This window comes from Desulfovibrio sp. Fe33, from assembly GCF_028532725.1.
Lineage (GTDB): Bacteria > Desulfobacterota > Desulfovibrionia > Desulfovibrionales > Desulfovibrionaceae > Pseudodesulfovibrio.
On record NZ_JAQKGU010000005.1, the window covers coordinates 116,846 to 141,962 of the forward strand.

The 25,117-nt window shown below is 61.6% G+C and carries 26 protein-coding genes, 1 tRNA gene and 1 pseudogene; 13 read left to right on the forward strand and 15 right to left on the reverse strand.

What is annotated here, in order from left to right; translation table 11 throughout:
• Positions 1 to 165: 165 nt before the first annotated feature.
• Positions 166 to 639 carry a hypothetical protein gene (locus PSN43_RS08790; RefSeq protein ID WP_272700346.1) on the forward strand — a complete coding sequence of 158 codons (474 nt, stop codon included), beginning with the start codon at positions 166 to 168 and terminating at the stop codon, positions 637 to 639.
• Between the two features lie 71 nt (positions 640 to 710).
• Here PSN43_RS08790 and PSN43_RS08795 read toward each other — a convergent pair whose 3' ends face one another.
• Entirely contained in the window at positions 711 to 1,238 is a 528-nt protein-coding gene (locus tag PSN43_RS08795) for a tetratricopeptide repeat protein (protein ID WP_272700347.1), read from the reverse strand.
• A gap of 92 nt (positions 1,239 to 1,330) precedes the next feature.
• Between PSN43_RS08795 and PSN43_RS08800 the strand changes: the two genes are divergently transcribed.
• From PSN43_RS08800 to PSN43_RS08815, 4 genes are all read left to right on the forward strand, one after another.
• Positions 1,331 to 3,082 (forward strand): aldehyde ferredoxin oxidoreductase family protein, encoded by a 1,752-nt coding sequence (locus PSN43_RS08800; RefSeq protein WP_272700348.1) that lies wholly within the window; start codon positions 1,331 to 1,333, stop codon positions 3,080 to 3,082.
• Positions 3,079 to 4,251, forward strand: a complete 1,173-nt coding sequence (locus tag PSN43_RS08805) for a class II aldolase/adducin family protein (protein ID WP_272700349.1) — start codon at positions 3,079 to 3,081, stop codon at positions 4,249 to 4,251. Before PSN43_RS08800 ends, PSN43_RS08805 begins: the two co-directional genes overlap by 4 nt.
• Complete coding sequence (locus tag PSN43_RS08810) at positions 4,244 to 5,122, forward strand: CPBP family intramembrane glutamic endopeptidase (RefSeq protein WP_272700350.1); 879 nt, start codon at positions 4,244 to 4,246, stop codon at positions 5,120 to 5,122. Before PSN43_RS08805 ends, PSN43_RS08810 begins: the two co-directional genes overlap by 8 nt.
• A 258-nt stretch (positions 5,123 to 5,380) precedes the next feature.
• A complete protein-coding gene (locus PSN43_RS08815) occupies positions 5,381 to 5,635 on the forward strand; it encodes a hypothetical protein (RefSeq protein ID WP_272700351.1) in 255 nt (84 codons plus the stop codon).
• A 71-nt stretch (positions 5,636 to 5,706) separates the two neighbouring features.
• Here PSN43_RS08815 and PSN43_RS08820 read toward each other — a convergent pair whose 3' ends face one another.
• The 3 genes from PSN43_RS08820 to ruvA form a co-directional block, all read right to left on the reverse strand.
• Entirely contained in the window at positions 5,707 to 5,862 is a 156-nt protein-coding gene (locus tag PSN43_RS08820; protein WP_272700352.1) for a rubredoxin, read from the reverse strand.
• An 86-nt stretch (positions 5,863 to 5,948) separates the two neighbouring features.
• Positions 5,949 to 6,935 carry a Holliday junction branch migration DNA helicase RuvB gene (gene ruvB, locus PSN43_RS08825; RefSeq protein ID WP_272700353.1) on the reverse strand — a complete coding sequence of 329 codons (987 nt, stop codon included), beginning with the start codon at positions 6,933 to 6,935 and terminating at the stop codon, positions 5,949 to 5,951.
• A complete protein-coding gene (gene ruvA / locus PSN43_RS08830) occupies positions 6,932 to 7,552 on the reverse strand; it encodes a Holliday junction branch migration protein RuvA (protein ID WP_272700354.1) in 621 nt (206 codons plus the stop codon). The genes ruvB and ruvA overlap by 4 nt, the downstream gene beginning before the upstream one ends.
• 152 nt (positions 7,553 to 7,704) lie before the next feature.
• Between ruvA and PSN43_RS08835 the strand changes: the two genes are divergently transcribed.
• Positions 7,705 to 8,166 (forward strand): hypothetical protein, encoded by a 462-nt coding sequence (locus tag PSN43_RS08835; protein WP_272700355.1) that lies wholly within the window; start codon positions 7,705 to 7,707, stop codon positions 8,164 to 8,166.
• Between the two features lie 68 nt (positions 8,167 to 8,234).
• Here the strand turns inward: PSN43_RS08835 and ruvC are convergent, their stop codons facing one another.
• The 3 genes from ruvC to PSN43_RS08850 are packed head-to-tail and all read right to left on the reverse strand — an operon-like array spanning position 8,235 to position 10,143.
• Positions 8,235 to 8,738 carry a crossover junction endodeoxyribonuclease RuvC gene (gene ruvC, locus PSN43_RS08840; protein WP_272700356.1) on the reverse strand — a complete coding sequence of 168 codons (504 nt, stop codon included), beginning with the start codon at positions 8,736 to 8,738 and terminating at the stop codon, positions 8,235 to 8,237.
• Positions 8,739 to 8,742: 4 nt separating this feature from the next.
• Positions 8,743 to 9,489, reverse strand: a complete 747-nt coding sequence (locus tag PSN43_RS08845) for a YebC/PmpR family DNA-binding transcriptional regulator (RefSeq protein ID WP_272700357.1) — start codon at positions 9,487 to 9,489, stop codon at positions 8,743 to 8,745.
• A 54-nt stretch (positions 9,490 to 9,543) separates the two neighbouring features.
• Positions 9,544 to 10,143: an RlmE family RNA methyltransferase gene (locus tag PSN43_RS08850; protein ID WP_272700358.1), complete on the reverse strand. Its 600-nt coding sequence runs from the start codon at positions 10,141 to 10,143 to the stop codon at positions 9,544 to 9,546.
• Between the two features lie 70 nt (positions 10,144 to 10,213).
• Between PSN43_RS08850 and PSN43_RS08855 the strand changes: the two genes are divergently transcribed.
• The gene (locus tag PSN43_RS08855; protein WP_272700359.1) at positions 10,214 to 11,743 is read left to right on the forward strand and encodes a glycosyltransferase family protein; all 1,530 of its coding nucleotides are present in this window, start codon (positions 10,214 to 10,216) and stop codon (positions 11,741 to 11,743) included.
• 37 nt (positions 11,744 to 11,780) lie between these two features.
• Positions 11,781 to 11,856, forward strand: a tRNA-Ala gene (locus PSN43_RS08860).
• Between the two features lie 63 nt (positions 11,857 to 11,919).
• Here PSN43_RS08860 and PSN43_RS08865 read toward each other — a convergent pair.
• Positions 11,920 to 12,615: a substrate-binding periplasmic protein gene (locus PSN43_RS08865; protein ID WP_272700436.1), complete on the reverse strand. Its 696-nt coding sequence runs from the start codon at positions 12,613 to 12,615 to the stop codon at positions 11,920 to 11,922.
• A gap of 570 nt (positions 12,616 to 13,185) precedes the next feature.
• On the opposite strand from PSN43_RS08865, the gene PSN43_RS08870 reads away from it, so the two are divergent.
• A complete protein-coding gene (locus PSN43_RS08870) occupies positions 13,186 to 14,739 on the forward strand; it encodes an amidohydrolase (protein WP_272700360.1) in 1,554 nt (517 codons plus the stop codon).
• A 54-nt stretch (positions 14,740 to 14,793) separates the two neighbouring features.
• Positions 14,794 to 16,155 (forward strand): putrescine aminotransferase, encoded by a 1,362-nt coding sequence (locus tag PSN43_RS08875; RefSeq protein ID WP_272700361.1) that lies wholly within the window; start codon positions 14,794 to 14,796, stop codon positions 16,153 to 16,155.
• An 80-nt stretch (positions 16,156 to 16,235) separates the two neighbouring features.
• Here PSN43_RS08875 and PSN43_RS08880 read toward each other — a convergent pair whose 3' ends face one another.
• From PSN43_RS08880 to PSN43_RS08890, 3 genes and pseudogenes are all read right to left on the reverse strand, one after another.
• A complete protein-coding gene (locus PSN43_RS08880; RefSeq protein WP_272700362.1) occupies positions 16,236 to 16,583 on the reverse strand; it encodes a thioredoxin family protein in 348 nt (115 codons plus the stop codon).
• A gap of 138 nt (positions 16,584 to 16,721) precedes the next feature.
• Positions 16,722 to 16,901 (reverse strand): helix-turn-helix domain-containing protein, encoded by a 180-nt coding sequence (locus PSN43_RS15985; protein ID WP_442874870.1) that lies wholly within the window; start codon positions 16,899 to 16,901, stop codon positions 16,722 to 16,724.
• Positions 16,902 to 16,928: 27 nt separating this feature from the next.
• Positions 16,929 to 19,718: pseudogene (locus tag PSN43_RS08890) on the reverse strand (sigma 54-interacting transcriptional regulator); the annotation flags it as partial.
• A 16-nt stretch (positions 19,719 to 19,734) separates the two neighbouring features.
• Here PSN43_RS08890 and PSN43_RS08895 point away from each other — a divergent pair.
• From PSN43_RS08895 to PSN43_RS08905, 3 genes are all read left to right on the forward strand, one after another.
• The gene (locus PSN43_RS08895; protein WP_272700365.1) at positions 19,735 to 19,977 is read left to right on the forward strand and encodes a hypothetical protein; all 243 of its coding nucleotides are present in this window, start codon (positions 19,735 to 19,737) and stop codon (positions 19,975 to 19,977) included.
• 184 nt (positions 19,978 to 20,161) lie between these two features.
• On the forward strand, positions 20,162 to 20,533 hold the full coding sequence (locus tag PSN43_RS08900; protein WP_272700366.1) for a response regulator: 372 nt from the start codon (positions 20,162 to 20,164) through the stop codon (positions 20,531 to 20,533).
• 126 nt (positions 20,534 to 20,659) lie between these two features.
• Entirely contained in the window at positions 20,660 to 21,205 is a 546-nt protein-coding gene (locus PSN43_RS08905; RefSeq protein WP_272700367.1) for a peptidylprolyl isomerase, read from the forward strand.
• A gap of 160 nt (positions 21,206 to 21,365) precedes the next feature.
• Here the strand turns inward: PSN43_RS08905 and PSN43_RS08910 are convergent, their stop codons facing one another.
• The 4 genes from PSN43_RS08910 to PSN43_RS08925 all read right to left on the reverse strand — a co-directional run bounded on the left by PSN43_RS08910 (position 21,366) and on the right by PSN43_RS08925 (position 25,073).
• Positions 21,366 to 23,207 carry an AMP-binding protein gene (locus PSN43_RS08910; protein ID WP_272700368.1) on the reverse strand — a complete coding sequence of 614 codons (1,842 nt, stop codon included), beginning with the start codon at positions 23,205 to 23,207 and terminating at the stop codon, positions 21,366 to 21,368.
• 145 nt (positions 23,208 to 23,352) lie between these two features.
• A complete protein-coding gene (locus tag PSN43_RS08915; protein WP_272700369.1) occupies positions 23,353 to 24,042 on the reverse strand; it encodes an aspartate/glutamate racemase family protein in 690 nt (229 codons plus the stop codon).
• 9 nt (positions 24,043 to 24,051) lie between these two features.
• The gene (locus tag PSN43_RS08920) at positions 24,052 to 24,378 is read right to left on the reverse strand and encodes an AzlD domain-containing protein (RefSeq protein ID WP_272700370.1); all 327 of its coding nucleotides are present in this window, start codon (positions 24,376 to 24,378) and stop codon (positions 24,052 to 24,054) included.
• On the reverse strand, positions 24,354 to 25,073 hold the full coding sequence (locus PSN43_RS08925) for an AzlC family ABC transporter permease (protein WP_272700371.1): 720 nt from the start codon (positions 25,071 to 25,073) through the stop codon (positions 24,354 to 24,356). Before PSN43_RS08925 ends, PSN43_RS08920 begins: the two co-directional genes overlap by 25 nt.
• Positions 25,074 to 25,117: the final 44 nt, after the last annotated feature.

The following is a 25,117-nucleotide window of genomic DNA, read 5'->3' on the forward strand; positions in this document are numbered from 1 at the left end:
CGGGACGTAATGGGAACCGGCACAGTTTCCGTTCTTCGTTGCGAAAAAGCAAGCAAAAGCCGCAGCAAAGGAATGGAGCGAACCGCGCCCCCTTGCCCGGACCGACGCATTGCGCTACAGAAGGAATCTGCGGCAAGGCCGATCATCAAGTGGAGACAAGGACCGATGAGCATGAACAGAAAACAGATACGAGCCCATATTTTCGCCACCATTATCAGCAAGGTCGAAGAACAGGACGAGACCCGTCGGCTTGAAGCGCTGAACGAATTTCTGGCCGTTACCGGCACGGCAGGCAACGCCTCCGAACAGGTGGCCAGCCTGATCCCGCCCATCATGCACGAGCTTTACGAAAAATGGATCACCATGTTCATCGATCGGCTGCTGGAAACCGTGGACGTGAACAATATCGAGCTGCTGTGCGACGGCTCCGACGGCAACAATGCGGCGTTGGTGCTCGCCTACATCATGTTTCTGGAATCCGCGCGCATGGAGAAGCAGATCGACGACGATTTGCGGGAACACGGCATGAAGACCTCGGGCCGCGAAGACCTCGGCGATGTCGCCGCCAACTACATCCGCGCCCAGATGGCCAAGATCGCGCAGCAAGCCGGCGACGACGAGATCAAGGGCAACTGCTAGCCCCTGCGGGCGCGAAAAAGCCCCGTCACCAGATGGTGCCGGGGCTTTTTCGCGCCCGCAGGAAAGATGTCTCACCCAACGTCGTCGCCGGATTCGGCGATGGCCTTTTCCACTGCCAGGGCTATCTCATCGTCCGGGTCGGGCTGCCCGGTTTCGATGAGCCCCAATTGCAAATTGAGCTCGCGCATGACCTTCACTGCGGACGGATTGAAATAACGCGACCACAGCGCCGGGACCTTTTCCGTCCGCCCCAGCCGAACCATGGTCAGCCCGAGATAGAGAAAAGCGTCCTGATAGGTCTTGTCGATCCGCAGGGCGCGCTCGAATTCCAGCTTGGCCTGGCGGTACATGCCCAGGCGGTAGGAACAGACACCCAAACGGTAACGCACGTCCGCGTCGTTCTTGTCCTGCTCGAGGCACTCCTTGTACTTGAGGCGCGCCTCTTCCCATTTCTCGTCCACGTACAGTCCGTTGGCGGCCTTGACCACCTCGATGCCCCCGGCGGTGGAGGCCACGGGCTGCTCGTCTTCCTTTTTCAGACGGCGAACGGCCCCAAACAGAAAATTGCGGCGGGATTTGTCGATCTTCTTCTCGGCCATGATTCCTCCGGCCCGAAGAATACCCGTTTCGCCCGCATCGTCAAGACGGCAACCGGTTGCCTTTTCAGGCTGTTCGTGAAAGATTCCTCCACATGGGTGAACAGTTGGGCCGGACCGGCAGGGTCCTCCATATCGATCTGACCACAGGCAAGGCCACGGCCGAACATCCCGACGCCGAAGTCTACGACGCATATATCGGCGGCCGGGGGCTGGCCGGACGCTATCTGCGTCCCTTCGCCGACCGGGAATATTCCGATCCCGAGCTGCCGCTGCTTCTCTTCACCGGGCCTTTGACGGGAACGGACTCGCCCACCTCGGGACGCGGCTCCATAGTAAGCCGCTCCCCCCTGACCGGCGCCGTGTGCGACGGCTCCATCGGCGGAGGCTTGCCCACCCGGCTCAAAAAAGCCGGATACGACGGCCTTGTCATAACCGGGCGCGGCTCCACCCCCTGCGGCATCGAAATCGATGACGACGAAGTGCGCGTGGTCGAAACTTCTCTGTGGGGCCAAGATACGGACGCGGTCCTGTACGCGTTGGAGGAACGACTCCCCGAGGACACCTCCCTGGCCTGCATCGGACCTGCGGCCGAAAACGGCTCGCTTCTCGCCTCGGTGGCCGTCGACCACCGCCATGGCGGAGTGCGCGGCGGACTCGGGCTGATATGGGCGGCCAAGAATCTCAAATACCTGACCGTGCGCGGCACGCGGGACGTGCCGATCCACGCCCCCGGCGCGCTTGCCGAAGCCCGCGAGGCCATCGTGCGGCTGACCATGGCCTCGCCGGTGCTCATGGGCCGCCACGGCTTCTCGCGCTGGGGCACTGCGGCCCTGCTCGACCTGATGAACTCCCGCCGGATGCTGCCCACCGACAATTTCCAAAAGACGCATTTCGACCACGGCGCAAAGGTCAACGCATCGGCCCTGGCCAAATTGTGCGAGCCGCGAGACCATAGCTGCCTCGGTTGCCATATCCATTGCCGCAAGATCGCCCAGGACGGACGCAGCCTGCCCGGCTTCGAGGCGCTGGCCCACTTCACCGCGCTCATAGGCAACGACGACCTCGAAATGGCCATGGCGGGCGTGGACCTCTGCGGCAGGCTCGGCCTTGATCCGGTCTCCGCCGGTTCCGTTCTGGCCTGCCTGCGGGAACTCGACGGCAAGGACTACTCCGGCAAGACGCTTCTCGCCGCCCTGCACGATATGGCCGAAGGCGGCCAGTCGGGCCAGGGGGCCTTCCACCTCGCCCAGGAATGCCACCGCCCGGAAACGGCCATGACGGTCAAGGGCATGGAGTTGCCCGCCTACGACCCGCGCGGCGGCTACGGCCTGGCCCTGGCCTACGCGGTTTCCACCCGGGGCGGCTGCCACCAACGGGCCTTTCCCCTCAGTCATGAAGTTCTTCGCAAGCCCGTGGCTACGGACCGTTTCTCCTTCAGCGGCAAGGCAAGGATCGTCAAGCTCGCCGAGGACACGCTCGCGGCCGCGGACTCCATCAACGCCTGCCGCCTCATTTTCCTGGCCGCAGGGCTTGAGGAATACGCCAAGGCCCTCACGGCGGTCACGGGCAAGGACTGGTCGGCCCAGTCCCTGCTCGAAACGGGCGAACGGATCACCGTCAACGAACGGCGCATGAACGCGGCAAACGGTTTCGGCGCGGCGGACGACGATCTGCCCGAGCGATTCTTCACCGAGCCGGGCACCCCCGGCGGCGGCATCGAAGTCCGCCCCATCGATCGGGATGCGTTCCTCCAGGCCCGACACAATTATTACGTCGTGCGCGGGCTGGACAAGAACGGCGAGCCCACGGCTGAGACCTTGCTGCGACTGGGACTGGACGAATGAAAAAACTGTGCGAAAAATACGCGGCCAAGCTCGCCGCCCAAGGGATAGCCCCCGCCCAGGGACCGGACGCGCCGCTCATAGGCGGCCTTGACGCCGAACTGGCCTGGAACCGGGAGGACCCGAAAATTCCCCTTCTCTCCGGCCTGTTCGACAACCTGTCCATCAACTCGCTGGTTTTCGTCCGTCCCGCGGAGCCGTTCCGGACCATCCTGGACTTTCTGGCCGCGCGCAATCCGAAAGCCATCCGCCCCGAGGACACCGAGACGCGCACCTTTCTGCACGACATACCCGTGTGCCCGGAGCTCGCCCTTCCGGCCATGACCGACAGGCTCAAACGACGCAAGGTCATCGTCCTGCCGGGCCAGGGCGTCATCGCCTGCGGCACGGTCACTCCGGAGCAGGGATTCGTGTCCGTCTCCTCCGCAATTTTCTCGACCTTCGTCCTCTTCTTTTCCGACTACCTCAACCGCGCCCGGCGCGACGAGCTCGACAGCGAATACGCTGAAGCCTTCTCCCGTGTGGTTCGGCTCCTGCCGAAACCGCGCACGGACCTGCCGTCTCTCGCCCAAGGCCCCTTCCGGGACGAGGAAAGCGTTGTCTCCGCCATGGCCGAAGCGGGCCGCAAGGTGGTGGAATTCGGCTTGGTCGATTCATTTTTCGGCAACATTTCCTACCTGTTGAACGGCACCATACACATCTCGCAGACCGGCAGTTCCCTGGACGAGTTGGCAGGCTGCATTGATCCGTGTCCCCTGGACGGTTCGTCCACCAACGGACTGACCGCTTCCAGCGAATTGACGGCCCATGAGGACGTCTACCGCCGCTCGCGCTACGACTGCATCCTGCACGGCCACCCCAAATTTTCGGTCATCATGTCCATGGACTGCGATCGCGGCGATTGCCCGAACCGGGGCCGATGCCACATCGCCTGCAAGGAATGCCGGACCGTGGACGGCGTGCCAGTGGTGCCGGGAGAGGTCGGCACGGGGCCGACCGGGCTGTGCCACACCCTGCCGCCCGCTATGGCCGCCAACGGCGCGGCCCTGGTCCATGGGCACGGCCTGTTCACCGCGGGCGAGCACGATTTCAACGCGCCCTTTGCCCGGCTGCTCGAAATCGAAAACCGCTGCCGTGAACTCTATTTCGAAAGGTTGTCCCAATATGTCTGATTCCCCCGCATCGTTCCGCCCGGGTCCGGTCCTGGCCTTCGTCCTGCTCACCTTTGCGGCGACATGGGGCGCGGAGGGCGCGCTCATCGCCTCCGGGCTGCGTTTTGACGACCTGGTAAGCCGGTCCTCGCCCGCCCTGTGGCTCATGGGCGTCATGTGGATTCCCGGACTGGCCGGGCTGGCCGTGGCCATGTTTGTGGAGCGCACCGGCCCGCGCGATCTCATCCTGGCCTTGAGCCTGCGCATGGGCTCGGTCGGCCCATACTTCCTGAGCCTCGGTCTCATCCCCCTGGCCTACGCCGCCATGTACGGCCTCACCTGGGGTGCGGGTCTTTCCGGTTTCGATCCCGACCTGAACGAACTGGCCGCCCTGTCCGGCACGCCCATCGGCAGGGACGCAGCCCTTAAAATCATGCTCCCCCTGTCCATCTTCCTGGGGCCGCTCATCAACTTCGTTTTCGGTCTTGGCGAGGAACTCGGCTGGCGCGGATTTCTCCTGCCCCGACTCATGCCGCTCGGCAAAGTCCGCGCCTATCTCATCCTCGGCCTGCTCTGGGGCGTCTGGCACGCTCCGCTCGTTCTGGCCGGACTCAACTATCCCGGCCAGCCCATCCAGGGCGTCGTCATGATGTGCCTCATCTGCCTGGCATTCGGCGCGTTCCTCAACGAAATGACCCTCCACTACCGCTCCTCCATCCTGGCCGGATTCCTTCACGGCGCGGCCAACGCACAGGGCTACGGCATATGGACGTGGATGTTCCCCGGCGCGCACCCGCTCCTGGGCGGGGCGATGGGACTCACCGGCGTGTTCGTCTGGACCGCCGTCACCTGCGTCACCATCATCATCCTTCGCCGCTTGCGGCAGGTGTAGCTTCGAGTCGATTCCCTTTTTTTTGGGGAAATAGCCGTGAATTTCCTGAAGAGTAAAATCAGGCGATGATAGCCGCTTCGCGGCAATAGTCAGGTGATTTCGCCTCCGGCGGGCAAGGGCTCGCACCCTTGCATCCCCTGTAAGCGCCTTCGGCGCGGGCTTTTTCGCTCCGCGGCATTACCCGCGATAGCGGAGAGTTGAGTCTATAGGCCCTTTTTCCCGTCCGCCTTGTGGCGGCCCGCCCAAATAGAAACCTTCATGAAAGACGATGATACGGCTGTAGACGCTTACGTTAAGTTGCCGGGAAAAGCAGGGCTGACGCAAAACGCAGCACGTTTTGAAAAGCCATTTGCTCAGCCACAAAAAAAGCCCCCTGGTCGGGGGCCTTTTTCAAATGTTGTTTTCGAGGTTGCCGGGGTACGGGCCTCAACCAAAGGATTCGTTGTTGTTAGCGAGGTTGCCCTGAAACACTTTCCGATTCGAAGAATCTTGAGGTTGTCTGGCGTTGCCTAGAAACATTCCTTTGACTTGATTCAACCATACACCCCTATTCGCGTGTATGGCAAGTGGCCCCGTCCGTTTTTTTAGAGTTTTTCGAAATATTCTTTTTCCGCGCCGCACTGGGGACAGACCCAGTCGTCGGGAAGGTCCTCGAACTTGGTCCCGATGGCGATGTTGTTTTCCGGATCGCCTTCAGCCGGGTCATACACATAGCCGCACGGGCATTCCCATTTATCCATTTCTCGTACCTCCATTTTTTTCAAGTTGGATTCCATGATAGCAGAACCAAGTTGGGAAACAACCTTTTTCTGAGAACGAGTACTATTTAGCGTAACGGCAACTGGCCGTCTTCCATGCGCAACTTGAGGTGCTGGTACGCCTTGGCCGTGGCGACCCTGCCGCGCGGAGTGCGCTTCAGGAAGCCGCATTGAATCAAATACGGCTCGTAAATATCCTCAATGGTCCTGACCTCTTCCGCACAGGCCGCGGCAATGGTCTTCAGCCCGACCGGGCCTCCGTTGAAGTGCTCGACCATGAGCGTGAGAATCTTGCGGTCCATGTTGTCCAGGCCGTATTGGTCCACGTCGAGACGTTCCAGGGACATCTCGGCAAGCTCGCGAGTGACCACCCCGGTGCCGTGAACCAGGGCGTAATCACGCACGCGCCGGAGCAGCCGATTGGCGATACGCGGAGTACCGCGCGCCCTGCGGCCGATAATCAGCGCTCCCTCGGGCTCCACCTCGACACCCAGGATAGCCGCGCTTCGCTCCACGATGCGGCCCAGCTCCTCCGGGGAGTAGAATTCGATGCGGAAAATGCAGCCGAACCGATCGCGCAAGGGCGAAGTCAGGAGTCCGAGCCTGGTGGTGGCCCCAACCAGGGTGAACGGCTCCAGGTCGAGCTTGACCGTGCGCGCGCCCGGACCGGAGCCGATGACCAGATCGATCTGGAAATCCTCCATGGCCGGATAGAGGACCTCTTCGACCGTGGCGGGCATCCGGTGAATCTCGTCGATGAACAGGATGTCCCCGCGCTCCAGGTTGGTCAGGATGGCGGCCAGGTCGCCGGACCGTTCAAGGACCGGGCCGGAAGTGGAAACCATGTTCACGCCCAGTTCCGAAGCCATGATCCGGGCCAGGGTGGTCTTGCCCAGGCCGGGATTGCCGTAGAACAGGGTGTGATCCAGGGAGCGTTCGCGTTCCCGGGCCGCGCGGATGAATACGTCGAGGTTCGTGCGCAGGTCCTGCTGGCCGATGAAATCGGAGAGTTTCCTGGGGCGGACGTTTTCCTCGGGAAGGGTGCATTTGCTCATGAGCGTGCCGCGTTGATTTTCTTGAGCACCGCACGGATTGCCCCGGCGGCGTCGAGGTCGGGTTCTTCGTCGAAGGTTTCGATCAGCATGGGCCTGATCTCGTCCTCACCGTAGCCCAACCCCTTGAGGCCCGCAAGGGCGTCCAAATATTCGCTCCGGGGGGCCTTCGTCTCCTGCGCCGCGCCCGCTCCTCCGGAAACGGCGGGCTTGAGCTTGTCCACCTTGTCCTTGAGATTCCAGAGAATCTGCTTTGCGGATTTGGGACCGATACCCGGCACCATGGACAGGGTGTTCACATCCTCGCGGAAAGCTATCTCGCGCAGGTGCGCCGCATCGAACATGGACAAAATGGCCAGGGCCTTCTTGGGACCGAGCTTGTCGATGGAGATGAGCGTCCGGAACAGGTCTAGGTCGTCGGCGGTCAGGAAGCCGAAGAGATCGATGGCCTTCTCGGCCACCTGCGTATGGATGAACAAGCGCACCTGTTCGCCCCGCCTCGGCAGCCCGGCCAGGACCGACGTGGGCGCGGCCACTTCATACCCCACCCCGCCGGGGGTGAGCAGAAGAAGCCCTCTCTCGTCGGCCGAAATCAACTCGCCCTGCAAGAATCCGATCATGGAAATCCTCCTGACGTGACGTTATCCGAATAGTGAACGTAATTCAAAGGGTATCCGGCTTGACCAAACGATGCCGTAATTTTATATTCAATGAGAAATATCTCGCTCTCCGCCATCGGTTTGCGGAGCCAACCTGTTACGATGGAGTTCCCATGAAAACGATAGCCTGCCTTTTCATGGCCGCCGGTCTGCTGATCGCGGCCCCCTCGCCGACTACTGCCCAGGGAGACGATCTGACCTGGAACGAACTCGCCATCCTGGTCGGTGAATCGGTGGTGCAGGAGGTTTCGGATTCCGAAGAGGAAGTGGCAAGTGCCCAGAAAATTCTGGATGCCCTGCGCAATCGGAAAAGCGCTTCCCGCGAGGAGCTGACCCGCGCTGAACTGGACCTGGAACAGGCCCGCGAGCGCTACGACAAGGCCCACTCCAACCTCGACAACGCCCGTGTCGACAAGCTCGCCTTCGAGTGCGGCAAAACCAGCGACCAAATTCGGGCCATGCGTAATTCAGGGATGGGCTGGGGCCAGATCGCCAAGCAGTGCGGCGCGCATCCTTCCGCCGCGGGCAAGGCGAAGGGAAAGGACAAGGGCAAAAGCAAGGCGCATAAGAAGTAGCCCCGAGCATACGGAAAAGGCCCGTCCGGCAGATGCCGGGCGGGCCTTTTATCGCGCCTTGCCGAAAATCAGACGCCGGTCATGCGGCGCATACGCCGCTCGTTCAGATGACAGATGGCGATGGCCAGCGCATCCGAGGCGTCCTCGGGCCAATCGGGCCGTTTGATCCCGAGACAATGGGCGACCATGAAGGCCACCTGGGACTTGGGAGCGTTGCCCACGCCGACCAGGTTCTTCTTGACCTTGGACGGCTCGTACTCGCCCATGGGGATGTTGTTGGTGGCGCAGGCGGCCATGCACGCCCCCCTCGCCTGCCCGAGTTTGAGGGCCGACGAGGGGTTTTTTGAAACGAACACGTTTTCAATGGCGGCTTCCGCCGGTCCATGGAGCCGGATAAGCTCCTGGATCTGGTCGAAGATGACCCCCATGCGGGTGGCCATGTCCTTCTTGACCGGGGTGCGGATGGTGCCGGTGGCCACCAGCTCCGCTTTGCCCGAGAGTTCCCGGACAACGCCGTAGCCCGTGACCCGCGTGCCGGGGTCGAGCCCCAGAACGACCAGCCCTTCGGCCATGAGCCTAATCCTCTCCGTCGAACAGGTCGTCCGGAAGATCGGCGTTCATGTAGACGTTCAGAGCATCGTCGTTGTCATCCAGCGCGTCGAAAAGATTCATGACCTTCTTGCCCACGGTGGCGTCCACCGGGATGAAAGTCTCGGGAACCTGGTTGAACTCGGCGGATTCGTACTCCATGCCCGCGTCGGCAAAGGCCTGCTGCACGGCCATAAAGTCGGCCGGGGCGGTATGCACGGTGAAGGAATCGCCGTCATCGATAATATCCTCGGCGCCCGCTTCCAGGCCCACTTCCATGAGCTCGTCTTCCGTGTACTTATCCTTCAGGAAAACAATGACGCCCTTGCGGTTGAACAGATAGGACACCGAGCCGTTCTCGGCCATGTTCCCGCCGTGCTTGGAAAAGGCGTGACGAATTTCGGCCACGGTTCGGTTCTTGTTGTCCGTGGCGACCTCAACGAGCATGGCCACGCCGCCCGGGCCGTATCCCTCGTACAGGATCTCGGCCAGATCGCCGCCGGCCAGTTCGCCCGTGCCCTTCTTGATGGCGTTTTCGATCCTGTCTTTGGGCAGGTTCACGGCCTTGGCCTTCTGAATGGCCAGGCGCAGGGTCGCGTTATCGTCGGGGTTGCCGCCGCCGGCCTTGGCGGCCAGGATGATATCCTTGGCGGCCTTGGTGAAAAATTTCGCCTTCTTGGCGTCCTGACGCCCCTTGCGGTGCTGAATATTTGCCCATTTACTATGTCCGGCCATATTTCCTCCTGAATAGCTCGATGTCGACTCGTTTACTCGATCGACCCGAAGTTTTTACCCGTCTACGCCCTTAAAGCCAAGAGCAACGATAAATATCTCCTTGCTCTCGGACCTGGAACTGTAGGGTTTGAAATTCTTGATCTTGCCGAAATGAGGACGGATCATCTCCCTGTAGTCGTTGATCTCACCGCCCTCGAAAATCTTCACCGCGAAGTTGCCGCCTTTCTTGAGGTACTTGAGCGCGACCTCGAAGGCCCGCTCGCACAGCTCCAGAGAGTTGGCCTGATCCGCGAACTTGATTCCGGTTGTCTTGGGGGCCATGTCGCTGATAATGACATCGAACGGCTTGAGCGGCTCAATCGCTTCGAGAAGCTCAGGCGAGTCCGAAAACACGTCCGCCTGCAAAAACGTGATGTTATCGGCAAAGGTGTGCTTGGTGGTCTGCAAATCCACCCCGAGCACCCGCCCTTCGGGACCGACGCACTCCCCGGCGAACTGCGACCAGGAGCCGGGAGCCGCACCGAGATCGAGCACGGTCTGTCCGCGCTTGAAAATTCGGAACCGCTTGTCCATCTCCTTGAGCTTGTAAACCGAGCGGGCGGCGTAGTTTTCCTTTTTCGCCCGTTTGAAGTATTTATCCTGGTATTGTTTCATGGTATCGCTCCGTCAATCCGGCGTGGAGCGACTTAGTAGCCGAATCCGCCGAAAAAGCCAAGTAAACGACGTGCCCAGACCCCGACATATATCCATACGGGACGAACTCGGCTTGTTCAAGTCCATGCCTGCCGACAAGGCCCGCTTCGAATGGCGGTCCGGCGCGGGACCGACTATTTTCATCGGCCTTGGGCCACAGCCGGACAAGATACCGGAATGGTTCGGACTTTCCAAGGAGGAAGACATCCTCTATCTGGAAAGCCCCGCCTTCGCCGAACAGGTGGAGGGGTGGTCCGAACGCGTTCCCGCAAACTTTCGGCCCCTGGCCCCCGAAGCGTTCACGGCGGCATTGTCCGCCGACGCAAGGGTGGCCCGATATCTCCCGGCACAGAACGCGTTCCCGTCTTTCTACGGCCCGCTCACCGCCCGTCTTTGTCTCGGGAATCGCTTCCGGCCGAAACGGGCTCGGACCGTCTGGCTGCCCGTTGGTGAAAACGCCCTGCTTATAGAGGAATTGGCCCGGGCTTTCGACGAATCGGGCTGGACCACGGTCCGTATCGACCATGAATCCCTGGGCAGGCGTCCGGGCAGCGTCCTGCCGGAATATCTGCGGGACGGCGTTCCCGATCTTTTCTTTTCCGTCAATTTCAAGGGACTCGATCACTTCGGCCTGGGCCAGGCCATTCTGCGCGAGGCGGGGGCCAGGGTCGCTGTCTGGCTGGTGGACAACCCGTTCAACCTGCTCACTGCGGTCAAGACCGAAGCGTGGCGGGACCTCGACCTGTTCGTTACCGACCACAGCTTCATCGGCCCGCTTATCGAGACGGGGGCGCGGCGGGTGACACACCTGCCCCTGGCGGCTTCACCGGCCCTCTTCGCGACGGGCGGGACGCTCCCGCCACATGCCCGCGACCTGGACGGGCGGCTCGTCTTCGTGGGCCGATCACAATTCCCGAGACGCGACAAATTCTTCGCCGGTGAAACCGTGCCCGATGACGCCAAGATCGCGTCCGGAGCCGGCGACGGCGTGACCCGGCGCGACTTCCACTGGTGGCGCGAAAGACTGGGTGTCAAACCGTTATGGCCGGGAAACCGGGTACGGGCCGTGGGTGCGGGCGCGGAATTCGCCTCATCGAAATGGAAACGCGACTGCCTGAATGCGGCGGGCCGCATCGTGATCTTCGGCGACGACGGCTGGAAGGAATTGGACAATCCGGAAGCCGACGCGCGCCCGGCGGTGGATTACTACGCCCACCTGCCCGCCATCTACCGAACGGCCGGAGTCGTCCTCAACGTCACGGGAATGCAGCTCCCCGCAGGGCTCAACCAACGCAACTTCGACGTCTGGTGCGCGGGCGGGTTCCTGCTGACGGACGCCCACCCCGGCCTGGACATTTTCCCAAACGAACTGGTCGAACCCATCGTCTACTCCCGGCCCGCCGACATCCACGATATGGTCATCCGGCACCGCGAGGAAACCCCGCAAAAGCAGGCCCTGCGCCGCGCCTGGCGGGAATGCATCGGCAAACACCACACATACCGCAACCGCGTTGAAACGATTCTCGAAACAATGTTTTTTAATCTCGCTCAAAATGCTTGAGCTTCATCAGGAAAAGCGGTAACTACGCTCTTCCAACGGGGACGTAGCTCAGCTGGGAGAGCACTGCCTTCGCAAGGCAGGGGTCGAGAGTTCAAATCTCTTCGTCTCCACCAAGACAAATAAAAGCCCCGCCGCAGGAACTGCGGCGGGGCTTTTTTGCATTTGAAATCGAGAGATTATGGCTGGAAATTCCTGTCCATTATTCTCTGATAGACGCCGTTGGCCTTGAGGGAGTCCAAGGCGTTCTGCCATTCCCGAATAGCTTCGTCGGGAACATCCAGAGAAAAGGCAAGCCAGGCCGTGGAATCGCCGAGCTTGCAATTCGTGCGCTCGAATTCGGCGGGGTTCAGCCCGGCCTGTTTGACCATATAATAATAGGTACGCTCGCCCATGAGCACGAGGTCCACCCGATCCTCCACCAATTTCAAGTAGCTGGACTCATAGGTCGGCCCCACATCGAGATTATCAAAGCCTCTGGCGGCCAACGTCTGATGGGTGTAGCCGTCCTTGCGCACGGCTATGCGCGGTACCCTGCGGGCGTCGTCCAGCGTCTGGACCTGCAACGCCGCGCCCTTGTGCTTGAAAAAATAATCTCCCTCCCCGAAAATCGGACCTACCCACTTGAACAGCTTCTCGCGTTCAGGGATGCGCACGATGGCGAACATCCCCTGCTTGGGCATTTTCTGCGCCTGATCGTATCCCCGCAACCAGGGCGTCTCGCGTAATGGGCTGTCATCGCCGACGATTTTCTGAATCTCGGCAACGACCTTCGGCGCCACCCCCCACAGCCGACCGTTTTCGGCGTAAACCAACGGAGGATAGACGATCGCCAGCATCTCGTAATCTCCGGCATGGGCGAATACCGGCAGCATCAGACTCAAACATATGCCCAGTATGATCGATTTCCCCACAAGCTCTCCCACGTTGAAACGCAACAGATCGACAGCATATACCAGCCGTTACTAACTGTCCATTATTGGTAAAGGATCCTATCTTCCCCATAGGTTTCCCTTCCAGCTCCGCAAACTGCCGACAACGTCGCTTGATAAATTGAACGAACGCAACATTTTATTAATCTCCGCCCATGTCAAGCGACAACAAAACGACTTCCGGACAAACCAAACCCGGGCATTGCCGGAAATCCGTTCGCACCGCCGCTTTGGACGACAGATTCCTTATCGGCAAAAAAACGAATAGTTTTAATGGAAAACTAAAATAAAAAGCGTAAACTGATGGCGAACACGTCGCCAGATTCGGTCCTGCCGCTTCGCATGTCCCATACGAAACGCCTCCGCGCCCCCTGTGCCTGGGCGCATCAGACGCCGTCAGCCGAAAGCGCGGCAACAAAGACTGGACACGCGCCCGGTTCCGGGCGACACAAAAAAACAACCGTTAATCGTAACCACGACGGATGGGAAGATTCCCGCCCGTTCCATTTCATCATGCAAGACAGTCAGTTGTTCCTGAACGGGAATATAATTTCCATGGACCCCCGGGACTCCCGGTTCGAGGCTCTGGCCGTGGAAAACGGCCGTATCCTGCGGGTCGGCTCCAACGCCGACATGGCGGACCTGGTCAAGGCGGGTTGGCCCGTCACCGACCTCGCTGGCCGAACCGTGCTACCGGGTTTCATCGACACCCATCAACACCTAGGTCTGACCGGCCAGGTCCTGAACGGCATCGACTTCCAAGATGCCGAAACGCTGGACACAGTCTTTGAAAAGGTCCGGGAAACCGCTGAAAAGACGGCCCCGGGCGCATGGGTCCTCGGCTATACCCTCCAGGATTCCTCGCTGCAGGAACAGCGAATGCCACTAAAGGAGGAACTGGACGCAGTCTGCCCCGACAATCCGGCGATGATCGTGCACTCCTCCTGGCACATGTGCGCCCTGAACTCCATGGCCCTGGATATTCTCGCACCACCCGTCGACCTGCCGGGCATGGACATGGGCCGTGACGGCAACCCCACCGGCGTGATCCGCGATCCGGGCGCGCCCGACGTCATCTTTCCGGCCGTGTCCTCCCTCACGCCGGTCGAGGTCAAACTCGAAAGCTTCCGCAAGGCCTGCGAGGCGGCGCTGAAGCAGGGCATCACCACCCTGCACTGCCTCGAAGGCGGCGGCTTCGGCCCCGGCGACACCCGCATCGTCCTCGAAAACCGCGACAAACTCCCGGTAAACGTGGTCCTCTGGAACCAGGTCATGGACGTGGAGGAAACCGTGGACATGGGACTCGACCGCATCGGCGGCTGCATCTGCGCCGACGGAGCCATGAACGCCTACACCGCGGCCCTGTTCGAACCGTATCTCGACCAGCCGGACAACTGCGGAACCCTCAACTACACTCAGGAGGAGATGGACGCCTTTGTCCTGGCCTCCCACAAGGCCGGGCTTCAGGTGGCGGTCCACTGCGAGACGGACCGGGCCATCGAGCAGGTCCTGTCCGCCATGGAGAAAGCCATCGCAGCCTATCCGCGCGAAGACCACAGGCACCGCATCGAGCACTGCGAAATTCCCACCTGGGACCAGGTGGAGCGCATGGGCCGGGCGGGTATTCTGGCCGGAATGCAGCCCGCCTTCATGCATTACCTGGTCGACATGGAAACCTATGAGAAGCGCTTCGGCATGGACCGCCTCCGTAGGTTGCACCCCTATAGGACCATGCTCAAGAACGGCGTGATAATGACCGGAGGCTCGGACTGCCCGGTCACGCCGCACGGCCCGCTCGTCGGCATCCAAACCGCCGTGCTTCACCCTATCCTGGAAGAGCGCATCACGCCCTTGCAGGCCATCCGCATGTTCACCATCGACGCAGCCTACAGCGCCTTCGACGAGGCCGAACGGGGCAGCATCGAACCGGGCAAGATCGCCGACCTGGCGATCCTGAGCGCCGATCCGACCGCGGTGTCCCCGGAAACCATCAATGAGATCAGGGTCGACAAAACCATCGTGCATGGCAAGGCGGTGGGCGAACCCAGGGACGGACCGGCGGCCTGATCGCCCCCTTCCCGGCAGACGCCCCGAGGCATTACCTGAAACACGAGTGGAATCATGACCCGAAATATCGACCAAGCGTTTACAGAAGCTACTGAATTTATTGATATAATCACAAAGCCCGTAGGCCAGGTTTCCCTGGATGAACGACGCAGGATCGCCACGGAAACCGTGGAGAACTTCCGCGACTACATCAACAAGGGCTTCCTGGAATACCGCAAATCCGTGACCGAGGCGGGCGAATTCGCCGTGACCGAATGGATGGGGCAGGGGTCGATTCTGAAGGACGCCCTGGACCGTGAATACATCGACATCCTCGGCGGATTCGGCCTGTACAGCTACGGCATCCGCCACCCGAAGATCGTCGGCGCGGTCAAGGCCCAGCTCGACCGCTCGCCCCAGTATTCCCAGGAAATGCTCGATCCCCTGCGCGCCAAGCTCGCCCGGGTCATCGCCAAGCTGACTCCCGGCGACATCCAGTACGGCTTCTTCGCCAACTCCGGCACCGAGGCCGTGGAAGGCGCCATGAAGCTGGCCAAGTTCTACACCGGCAAAAAGGGTTTCATCGCCATGCTCAAGGGCTTCCACGGCAAGACCCTGGGCTCCCTTTCCCTCATGGGCAAGACCGACTTCCGCGCGCCGTTGCTGCCCCTGCTCGAAGGCGTGCGCCACGTGCCCTTCGGCGATGTCGAGGCCGTGGAGCGCGAATTGCGCTACGCCCAGGCCGTGGGCGACGACATCGCCGCCGTGGTGGCCGAACCCATTCAGGGCGAAGCCGGGGCCATAGTGCCGCCCGATGAATTCTGGCCCGGCCTGCGCGAGGTCTGCGACCGCTACGGCGTGCTGCTGATCGCCGACGAAGTGCAGACCGGCTTCGGCCGCACCGGCGAAATATTCGGCGTGGATCACTGGGGCGTGGCCCCCGACATCATGTGCTTCGGCAAGGCGCTGGGCGGCGGCGTGGTGCCCATGTCCGGCTTCTTCTCCACCCCGGAAATCTGGAAGGTCATGGAGCCCAACCCGTTCATGCACACCACCACGACGGGCGGCAATCCCATCGCCTGCGCCTCGGCCCTGGCGGCCATCACGGTCATGCACGAGGAGAACTTGCCTGCCCAGGCCGCCGAGAAAGGCGAATACGTCAAGAACCGCCTGAACGAACTGTCCGAAAGGTATCCCGGCATCCTGCGGGAGGTCACGGGCAAGGGCTTGCTCGTCGGAATGCACTTCATCGACGACGAGATCGGCTACCACGTGGCCTCGGGCCTGTTCGCGCGCGGCGTAATCACGGCCGGAACCCTCACCAACGCGCGGTGCATCCGGTTCGAACCCGCGCTGAACATTCCCATGGACCTTCTGGACGAAGCCCTGAACCGGATGGAAGACGTCTTCAAGTCGCTGTCCGCCAGCAAGGGCTAGCCCCGGCCGAATAGCCGAAAACCGCAGCGGCCGCCGTCCTTTTGGGGACGGCGGCCGCTGAAGCTTCATGGGCGTTGAAATCAAGGACTGTCCGCCCGGTCCAGCCCGGACAGGGACAAGCCGATGAACTCGTTCAAGGTGTCGCCGTCGGACTCTCCGATAAGCCGATCAACCTCGCGCCCTTCATGAAACAACAGGAAGGTGGGCGTACCCTTCACCGAAAAGCGTTCGGTCGCCATGTCCAGATAATCCTCGTCGTACAAAAAGCAACGCAACGAACCGCCGCGCTGCCGACAGGTCGCTTCAAGCGCCCCTACCTGGCCGGAATATCTTTCATTCCGTTTCAGGAAAGCGACCAGTAGAGGGACGCCTCTGCCCTGCAATTCCACATCAAAGGCCTGAGGCTCGATAGTCTTGACCTTGCGCATCCTTTCGCTCCTTCTCCGCCGCGACGCGCAGGTCCACTGGCAGAGGCTTGCTCCAAAGATAACAGGGAGCCGAATTGGATGCATCAGATCAAAACGTTAGTGTGATTATAAATTCACGGCGGGCGAACACGGACTGAATCAGACGTCCTCCCCCCAAGCCTTGAGCTTGCGATACAGGGTGGCCCTGTGGATGCCCAACCTGCCAGCAGCACGCACCTTGTTTCCCCCGCACTCCCGGAGCACGGCCAGAACATCCTCCCGGCCGGGCCTGGCCGAAAAGGATAACGGCGCGATGCTCCCCTCGGGAGCCGAAACCATTCCCTGCGCCGAGCCCCTGATCTGATCCACCAGATCCTTGCGGATATGCTTGAGTTCGATGGTCTTGCCGGGGGACAGGATGCAGGCGTGCTCCAGGGCGTGCTTGAGCTCACGCACATTGCCCGGCTAGGAGTAGGTCAGGAAAAGGTCCATGACCTCCTCGGCCACCCCTTCGAAAAGCTTGCCGAAATTTTCGGAGAAAGCATCCAGAAAATGCTCCACCAACATGGGGATATCCGCCTGCCGGTCCCTGAGCGGCGGCAATGTCACCGGCATGACGTTGAGCCGGTAATAGAGGTCCTCCCGGAAGAGGCCCCGGCGCACCGATTCGCGCAGGTCCACGTTGGTGGCGGCGAGGATGCGCACGTCCGCCGTGCAGGTCCTGGACTCGCCCACGCGCTCATACTCCCGGCTCTCAAGGAACCTCAGGAGCTTGAGTTGGAGCATGGGGGAGATGTCGCCGATCTCGTCCAGGAACAGGGTTCCGCCCTGGGCCGCCTGTATGCGCCCGGCCTTGTCCCGGACCGCGCCGGTGAAAGCGCCGCGAACATGCCCGAACAGCTCGCTCTCGAGGAGGCTCTCGGACAGGGCCGAACAGTTGACCTTGATGAGCGGCTTGCCCGCGCGCACTCCGCCGTAATGCAGGGCTTCCGCGACCAGCTCCTTGCCGGTGCCGGATTCCCCCAGGATAAGCACAATGGAATCCAGGGACGAAAGCTGCTCCAGTAGCTGGTAAATATCCTGCATGGGGCCGCTGCGCCCAACAATCCCGCGAAAGCCGTGCCGCTGCTGCAACTGCTTTTCCAGGTCCGCTATGTGCGAAATATCCCGGACGACGAGCACCGCGCCGGATTGCCCGTGCTCCCTGTCCACCAGCGGCGAACAGTTGATCTCGACCATACGCTCGCCGAGAGCCGGAGTCTTCACTTCGATCTCATAGCCGCGCACTGGCTTGTCGGTCTTGAGGACCTGTCGAAGCACCTGGATGCAAGGGTTGCCCTCGTCTTCGACCACGGCCTCCAGCCTGTGCCCGCGGGCCCTCCCCTCCCCGATTCCGAAGAGGGTCTTGGCCGCGCTGTTGGTGGCGATGATCGACAGGTCGGAGTCCACGGCCAGGATGGCGTCGGGGATGGAAGAGAAGGTCGCCTCCAGATTCAGCCGATACCGCTCCTTCTCCATGGTGGCCCGGACCAGCGCTCGTTCGGCGGCCTTGTGCTCGGTCACGTCGCGGCCCACGGCCTGAATCTCCACGACATTGTTCCGGTCGTTCAGCACGGCCCGATGGGTCCAGGAAATCCAACGCTTCTCTTTGTCCGAACGAATCTGCCGCACTTCCTGGTCCAGCACGGGCCTGGCCGGATCGAACCCGTCCAGCCACCGGGCAAGGGACCGGCTGTCCATGGCCTCCATGGTCGCGAAAAAATTACGCCCGAGCACATCCTCCTCGTCCTGGCCCACGAACCGCTCGAAAGCGTTGTTGACGAAGGTCAGCCTGCCGTCCGTGCCGTAGCGGCAGATGAGTTCGGTCTGGTCCTCGACCACGGCGCGATAGAGCTTTGCGCCCTCGCGCAACGCCTCCTCGACGATCTTGCGCCTGGATATGTCCTGAGCGTACAGGATGCACACTTCCTTTCCAGCATTGGTGAAATGGCTCATGGACAGCTCCACGGGAAACGAGGAGCCGTTCCTGCGCTTGAGGTAATCGTAGGATATCCGCTCCCCTCCATGCGCGATGGACGCCAGCACCTGCTCGGGATGGGCCACCAACCCCTGGACGGCCATGCCGCGCATTTCGCCCGGCTCGTATCCGAGGGCCCGGCCCGCCGCGTCGTTGCACTCCAGGACCACGCCCCGCTCCCGGTCCACCAGAATGATGGCGTCCGACGCCCCCGCGAACACGCTACGGTACTGTTTCTCGCTTTCGGCCAGCCCGACCTCGGTACGCCGTTTGGCGGTGATGTCCCGAAGTTGGACCACGAACCCAGAAAGGACGCTCCCCTGCAACACGGGCCTGACCCGGGTTTCCAGGACCATGCCGCCGCGGTGCTCCTCAAGCCGGGCCGCCTTGCCGGTGGTCCGCGCCTTAGCGATGGCTCCTTCGTGCAGATTGGTTACGGATTCCGGAAAAAGCGAAGGGTATGGCTGCCCAGCGCACTCGGCCACATCGCAGCCCAGCAGGCTGTCCGCTGTCCCGCTGCAATCGAGGACCAAGGCGTTTTCGTCCAGCAGAAAAATCACGCCCTCGTCCGTGTTGAGCATGGAACGGAGGAACGCCTGGGCGGCCGACAACCGCCTCTCCTGTTCGATCGCCACGGAACGCAGCTCGTTCTCGGCCACCCCTAGACGCACCAGCATCTCAAGCTGGGAGCGGACGACGGGCTTTTGCAGATAGGCCATAGCCCCGCAGTCGCGGGCCAAACGGCCGGGATTATCGGTGGTGGCGGAGATGAGCAGAATGACCGGCGTGACCAGCTTGAGCCCGGCGGCCTCGTTCACCAGCGAGCCGCCGTTATCCTCTTCGCCGTGGGCGGCCAGCACCAGGTCCGGCCCGCTCCGCGCCATGAGGGCCGCAGCGGACGCCGCGCTGGAGGCGGTTTCCACCCGGTATCCACGGGCCTCGAGGATATCTTTTATCAGCGCGCGTATGGAGGCGTCGCCATCGGCGACAAGAATGGTCGAGCTCACCGGCATATCTCCTTTAATAATCCTTACATCACTTGCACACCGAAAACCAGTCCCGGAAACCCCGTCACCCTTTTGGACTGTTCTTTTCAGATTCCAGGGTGTATAGGCGAGTTGTGGAGGATTCCTTTCCATCAATCAGGAGGAGAATATGTCATCGTTTACCGAAGCTGATTTGCCCGTGGACGTACATCATGGCGAAATGATCACTCTCGCCGATGGAACCACTGTCAGATTCGAATCCAACGGAGAGGCCAAGGACATCATGGTCAATGACGGGTTCGCGCCCGCTTGTACCCTCTTCCCCGGCAATGACTTCGTTGTGGAAACCAATGGCGGCAAGTACAAGATCACCTGTGACTTCGGCGACATCATGCACGTCGAGAAGATCTGATTTCCCGGCCGCGCCCGCCTCCGGACGCGGCCGAACCTTCCCTCCCCCGCCCATTTCGGCCCGCTATTCCCCGTCGATTCGGCTTCCGATTTCTAACGCCGATGACAAAAAATGCAGTATCTGATATTTTTCTTTCCAACATGCTTGGCGCGTCGGCGCGCCGCGTGAACAGGAGGGGACGCCCATGGCCAAGATACTGATTGCCGAAGACGACCGCATATCCCGGAAGCTCGCCGTAAAGATCGTCGAGGAGCTCGGCCACACGGCCTTTGTCAGTCCGCACGGCAAACACGCCTATGAAACGCTCATGGCGGGCAACGACATCGACCTGCTGCTGACCGACATCATGATGCCCGAAATGGACGGCCGGCAACTCATCCAGACCCTGCGAGGCGACCAGCGGTTTCACGACCTGCCCATCGTCATCATGTCCGCCGTGGTCGGCATCAACGATATTTCCAATCTGCTCAAGCTCGGAGCCACCCTGTTCCTGGCCAAGCCTCTCCAGAGGGAAGAGCTGCGGGACTACATCACCCGCTGCCTCGGCGCCAAGTAACTCCACCCCCTATCCGCAGACGCAAACGCCCCGCCCCGCTTCCCTTCAACGGGAAAAGCCGCTACACACTGCTGTACGCGGCTCGCGGCCGCGTCTTCACCCCTAACGACAACCCACGGGAGCCATATGAAGAACCTGTTGCAAACTCTTGTTATCTGCGCCCTCCTGGTGCTGCTGGCCGGCCCCGCCGCTCTGGCCCAAGACCTGGAAAACACCCTCTACCTCGACCTCGACTCCGGCCGGGTCGTCATTGAAATGCGTCCCGACCTGGCTCCCGCCCACGTGGCCAGGATAAAGGAACTGGCCCGCATGAAATTTTACGACGGCATCGTCTTCCACCGCGTCATCGACGGTTTCATGGCCCAGACCGGCGATCCCACCGGCACGGGAATGGGCGGCTCCGGCAAGAACCTGACCGCCGAGTTCAGCAAGGCTCCGTTCGAGCGCGGCACCGTGGGCATGGCCCGCGCCGCCTCCCCGAATAGCGCCGACAGCCAGTTCTTCATCTGTTTCGCCCCCGCGCCCTTCCTCGACGGCCAGTACACCGTCTGGGGCCAGGTCGTCTCGGGCATGGAGTTCGTGGACAAGATCAAGAAAGGCGCGGGCCGAAACGGCATGGTCAGCGGCCCCGACAAAATCGTCAGCCTCCGCGTGGCCGCCGACGCACAGTAGCAGCGCCTCCCCGGCTTGCCGGACAGTTCTCGCTGTCCTCTCCAAAACGGCAAAACAAATCCCCGGCTCGAAATCGAGCCGGGGATTATCTTTTGTTCCGTAAAAGCGCGGATGCGGCGCGATCAAATCCCGCCGGACCGCAACGCGGGCAACCCCGTCGCTATTGATCGGTGTAAAGGAACCGCTTGATTTTCTGGGTGGGCGTCTTCTCGAAGGGCTCGATCTGCTCGACAACGCGGTTGAGCCGGGCAAAGGAGGAGACCTTGGAATTGACCTCGACGCGAATGTCTTCAAGGATTTTCTGCACCTTGGCGCGGACCTCGGATTCGATCATCTTGTTGACGCCGAACTGCTCGTCCAGGCTTTCGTAATTGAGGTGGATGCGGGCCATCAGCTTGCCGCCGGAATCGTAGACCAATGATTCCTGAACGGAATCGTTGGCGTTGATAATGGACTCGACCTCTTCGGGATAGATGTTCTCGCCGCTGGGGCCGAGAATGACGTTCTTGAGCCGCCCCTTGAGGTAGAGGTAGCCGTCCTCGAACTTGCCGAGATCGCCGGTTTTGAGCCAGCCGTCTTCCGTGAAGGTCGCCGCGGTATCCTTGGGGGCCTTGTAATACTCGCGCATGATGTTCGGCCCACGCGCCAGGACCTCGCCCTCGCCCGTCTCGGGATCGGGGTCGTCGATCTTCAGCTCCACGCCCGGGATAGCCGGTCCGATGCCGCGATGCCGTTGCAGGGACGGATCGGTCCCGGCCAGCAGAGGCGAAGCCTCGGTCATGCCGTATCCCACGGCATAGGGAACCTTGGCGTCGGTCAGGAACTGCTCGACCTCGGGCGAAAGGGGAGCGCCGCCGATACACAGACAACGCAGCTCTCCGCCGAAGGCGTCGATGAGCTTCTTTCCGGCCACCTGGGAAAGCTTGCGCCGGGTCAGGCCGATCTTCATCAGACCGCGCGTGACGCCGGTTCCGGTCAGCTTCTTCTTGATCCGGCTCTTGTAAATTTTCTCGATGATAAGCGGGACCACGTTCATCACCGTGGGCTTGACCGCCTGCATGGCGGGCAAAAGCGTTTTCGGGGTCGGCGGCTTTTGCAGGAAGAAGACCGAGCTGCCGGAATGAAGAGGAATGATGAGGCCCACTGTGGACTCGTAGGTGTGGGCCATGGGCAGCACGGACAGAAAACGGTCTGTTTCGAGGACCGGAATGGTTTTGACCCCGCCGATACAGTTCTGCACAAGATTGCGATGGGTCAGGACCACGCCTTTGGAATGGCCGGTGGTGCCGGAGGTATAGAGAATCGCGGCCACATGGTCTTCGGTCAGTTCGAAGGGCTTGCCGGTCCTCCAGTCTATGAACCGGCGGGCCGAGGCGCTGAACCAGTCAACGGTCTCCTTGTAGGAATCCGAAAACTTCTCCATCGTCTCCCTGGCCGTGTCGCTGAAGCGGTTCACACGCTCCCGGGCGGTATCGGACAGCTTGTCCACGGCCGCTTCACCCAGATGCTCCAACTGCTCGCGGGCCGTTTCGGCGAACTGCTCGATGCGCTCTCCGGCGGCTTCCAGTGCTTCGACGTAGGTGGTCCGCTTGCCCTCCTCGTCCTCCATGGAAAAATCATCCATTATCATGACGGTTTCAAGATCGGGGATGTTGTCGCCCTCGACCTTGTCCACGTACCGCCTGGAGGCAATGACCATCTTCGCCTCGGAATGGCGAAGGATATGCTGCACGGCGCTGGGGTGAAATTCCTGCAGGATGGGCACCGCTATCGCGCCCATGGTGGTCGCCGCGAAATAGCCGATGGCCCAGTTGGGCATGTTCTCGCCGATGAGAGCGATCTTGTCCTCGGGCTTGATGCCGAGCCCGCGCATCACGGTTTGCAGCTCGGCCACGCTCTTCCCGAACTGGGCGTAGGTCAGGGTCTCGCCGCCCACAAACCCGAGCGCGGTCCGATCGGAGTACAGCTCCACGGAACGGCTCAGCAAATCCTTCAATGTCATGTCGGTTGTCTCGGTCAACTCGCTCTCCCCTCTAAACTGGCGACAAAAGCACCCCTCGCGGCGCGCCAACATGCCATATCACGTTACGGGGCCGCGTCAAGCGCGGGATGCGGAAAGACCGGCGGCCAGGAGCTTCCGGGCGAGATCAACCTAGCGCCATGTCCACCACCTTTTCGGCGTGGATGCGGCAGGTATCCAGGGTGGGAACGTCGGTATCGTCCGGGCCGACGAGCAGGCCGATCTCGGTGCAGCCGAGGATGACCGCCTCTGCGCCCCGCCCGGCCAAGTCCTCGATAATGCGCACATACTCGGCGCGGGAACCGTCCAGGAACGCGCCCCGGCACAGCTCGTCGAAAATGACCCGGTCCACGAGCCTCCGGTCCTCGGCTTCCGGGACAAGCACCTCGAAGCCGTGACGCCGCAGGCGGCCCGTGTAGAAATCGTCCTCCATGGTGAAAATGGTCCCGAGCAGAGCCACCCGCGAAAAGCCGCGCGCCCTGGCGACCTCGGCCGTGGCGTCCGCGATATGGACCAGGGGCGCGTTCACGGCGGCCTCCACCTGCGAGGCCACCTTGTGCATGGTGTTGGTGCCGATGACCATGAGTTCGGCCCCGGCGAGCTCCAGGGTGCGGGCCGCCCGGCCCAGCGTTTCGCCGACCCGGTCCCACTCGCCCGCGAGCATCAGCTCGCGCAACGGGGCGAAATCCACGGAGTTCATGAGAATGCGGGCCGAATGCAGGCCCCCGAGACGCGCCTTCACGGCCTCATTCATGACACGGTAGTATTCCAGGGAGGATTCCCAGCTCATGCCGCCGATAAGTCCGATGGTCTTCATGAAGCCCTCCTATCCGAGAAACCAGCGGCCCGCCGCCACCAAAGCCATGCCCAGCGCCACGGTCCCGAAAAAGGATCTTGTCCGCCAGGCGAGGAGAAAGGCCGGGACCGCCGCCCACAGGAAATAGTTGTCGAAGGAGACGTCGAGATTGCCGTTCCTGAGCAACAGGGCCGGGAACAGCATGGACGAGAGCACCGCCGCCGGGACGTAGGAAAGCCAGCGCACCACCGGCCCCGGCAGAGTCCGCGAGGCCAGGACCACAAGCGGAACCATGCGGGGAATATAGGTTACGGCGAGCATTCCGACGATGGTTATGAAGACCGTTTTCTGGTCCATGACTCCACTCCCGCTCCAAAGGTTGCGCCGATGACCGTAGCCAGAATGACCGACCACTGATCCGCTCCGGCCTTGTTCAAAAGAAGAGCCAGCAAGCCGCTGAAACCGGCCACGAGGACGTGTAGGCCGTTTTTCATCTGCATGACCAGGAGCGCGATGAACATGGCTGGCAACGCGTAGTCGATGCCCAACGGCTCCACGCTCGGAATGGACGCCCCGGCGAGAAAGCCCGCGAAGGACGCGAGCACCCAGGAAAGCTGGGCCAGCCCGTTGATGCCGAAGCAAACGGTCTTGTTCAGGTCCCCGCGCGCGAACCGCATGGAATGCACGGCAAAGGACTCGTCCGTGACCTCGTATGCGAACAGGGCGAGCTCCCACTTGTTCCAGCTTCTGAGATTCGGGGCCAGCGAGGCGCTCATGAGCAGATGGCGCAGGTTGACCACGAACGTGGTGGCGACGATGGACGCCGGATTCAGGCCCGCGGCGAACATGCCCACGGCGATAAGCTGCGCGGACCCGGCGTAGACCAGGACCGACATGAGCACGGTATTGAGCAGGGAAAGTCCCGCCTGCTGAGCAAGCACCCCGTAAGCCGCGCCCACGGGCAGATAGCCCATGACGATGGGGGCCACCTGTCTGGCGGCGGACAGTATGGGGGAGCCGGAAGATTCGTCGGCAACGCCCGGAATGGTCATGACAAAGGACTCCGTAAACGGTTTTCGGGCCATCGCCCGGTTAA

Bases quoted from the DNA above. Each gene is read 5' to 3' on its own strand.
- PSN43_RS08865 (WP_272700436.1), bottom strand. From the start codon at position 12,615: ATGCTGCCGGTATTCGCCCATGCCGGAGATTACGAGATGCTGGCGATC.
- PSN43_RS15985 (WP_442874870.1), bottom strand. From the start codon at position 16,901: ATGGTTTCGGCTCCCGAGGGGAGCATCGCGCCGTTATCCTTTTCGGCC.
- PSN43_RS08835 (WP_272700355.1), top strand. From the start codon at position 7,705: ATGAAAACGATAGCCTGCCTTTTCATGGCCGCCGGTCTGCTGATCGCG.
- PSN43_RS08815 (WP_272700351.1), top strand. From the start codon at position 5,381: ATGAAAGACGATGATACGGCTGTAGACGCTTACGTTAAGTTGCCGGGA.
- PSN43_RS08880 (WP_272700362.1), bottom strand. From the start codon at position 16,583: ATGCGCAAGGTCAAGACTATCGAGCCTCAGGCCTTTGATGTGGAATTG.
- PSN43_RS08915 (WP_272700369.1), bottom strand. From the start codon at position 24,042: ATGAAGACCATCGGACTTATCGGCGGCATGAGCTGGGAATCCTCCCTG.
- PSN43_RS08810 (WP_272700350.1), top strand. From the start codon at position 4,244: ATGTCTGATTCCCCCGCATCGTTCCGCCCGGGTCCGGTCCTGGCCTTC.
- PSN43_RS08790 (WP_272700346.1), top strand. From the start codon at position 166: ATGAGCATGAACAGAAAACAGATACGAGCCCATATTTTCGCCACCATT.
- PSN43_RS08820 (WP_272700352.1), bottom strand. From the start codon at position 5,862: ATGGATAAATGGGAATGCCCGTGCGGCTATGTGTATGACCCGGCTGAA.
- PSN43_RS08870 (WP_272700360.1), top strand. From the start codon at position 13,186: ATGCAAGACAGTCAGTTGTTCCTGAACGGGAATATAATTTCCATGGAC.
- PSN43_RS08800 (WP_272700348.1), top strand. From the start codon at position 1,331: ATGGGTGAACAGTTGGGCCGGACCGGCAGGGTCCTCCATATCGATCTG.
- PSN43_RS08850 (WP_272700358.1), bottom strand. From the start codon at position 10,143: ATGAAACAATACCAGGATAAATACTTCAAACGGGCGAAAAAGGAAAAC.
- PSN43_RS08875 (WP_272700361.1), top strand. From the start codon at position 14,794: ATGACCCGAAATATCGACCAAGCGTTTACAGAAGCTACTGAATTTATT.
- PSN43_RS08925 (WP_272700371.1), bottom strand. From the start codon at position 25,073: ATGACCATTCCGGGCGTTGCCGACGAATCTTCCGGCTCCCCCATACTG.
- PSN43_RS08905 (WP_272700367.1), top strand. From the start codon at position 20,660: ATGAAGAACCTGTTGCAAACTCTTGTTATCTGCGCCCTCCTGGTGCTG.
- PSN43_RS08895 (WP_272700365.1), top strand. From the start codon at position 19,735: ATGTCATCGTTTACCGAAGCTGATTTGCCCGTGGACGTACATCATGGC.
- PSN43_RS08900 (WP_272700366.1), top strand. From the start codon at position 20,162: ATGGCCAAGATACTGATTGCCGAAGACGACCGCATATCCCGGAAGCTC.
- ruvA (WP_272700354.1), bottom strand. From the start codon at position 7,552: ATGATCGGATTCTTGCAGGGCGAGTTGATTTCGGCCGACGAGAGAGGG.
- PSN43_RS08845 (WP_272700357.1), bottom strand. From the start codon at position 9,489: ATGGCCGGACATAGTAAATGGGCAAATATTCAGCACCGCAAGGGGCGT.
- ruvC (WP_272700356.1), bottom strand. From the start codon at position 8,738: ATGGCCGAAGGGCTGGTCGTTCTGGGGCTCGACCCCGGCACGCGGGTC.
- PSN43_RS08920 (WP_272700370.1), bottom strand. From the start codon at position 24,378: ATGGACCAGAAAACGGTCTTCATAACCATCGTCGGAATGCTCGCCGTA.
- PSN43_RS08910 (WP_272700368.1), bottom strand. From the start codon at position 23,207: ATGACATTGAAGGATTTGCTGAGCCGTTCCGTGGAGCTGTACTCCGAT.
- ruvB (WP_272700353.1), bottom strand. From the start codon at position 6,935: ATGAGCAAATGCACCCTTCCCGAGGAAAACGTCCGCCCCAGGAAACTC.
- PSN43_RS08805 (WP_272700349.1), top strand. From the start codon at position 3,079: ATGAAAAAACTGTGCGAAAAATACGCGGCCAAGCTCGCCGCCCAAGGG.
- PSN43_RS08795 (WP_272700347.1), bottom strand. From the start codon at position 1,238: ATGGCCGAGAAGAAGATCGACAAATCCCGCCGCAATTTTCTGTTTGGG.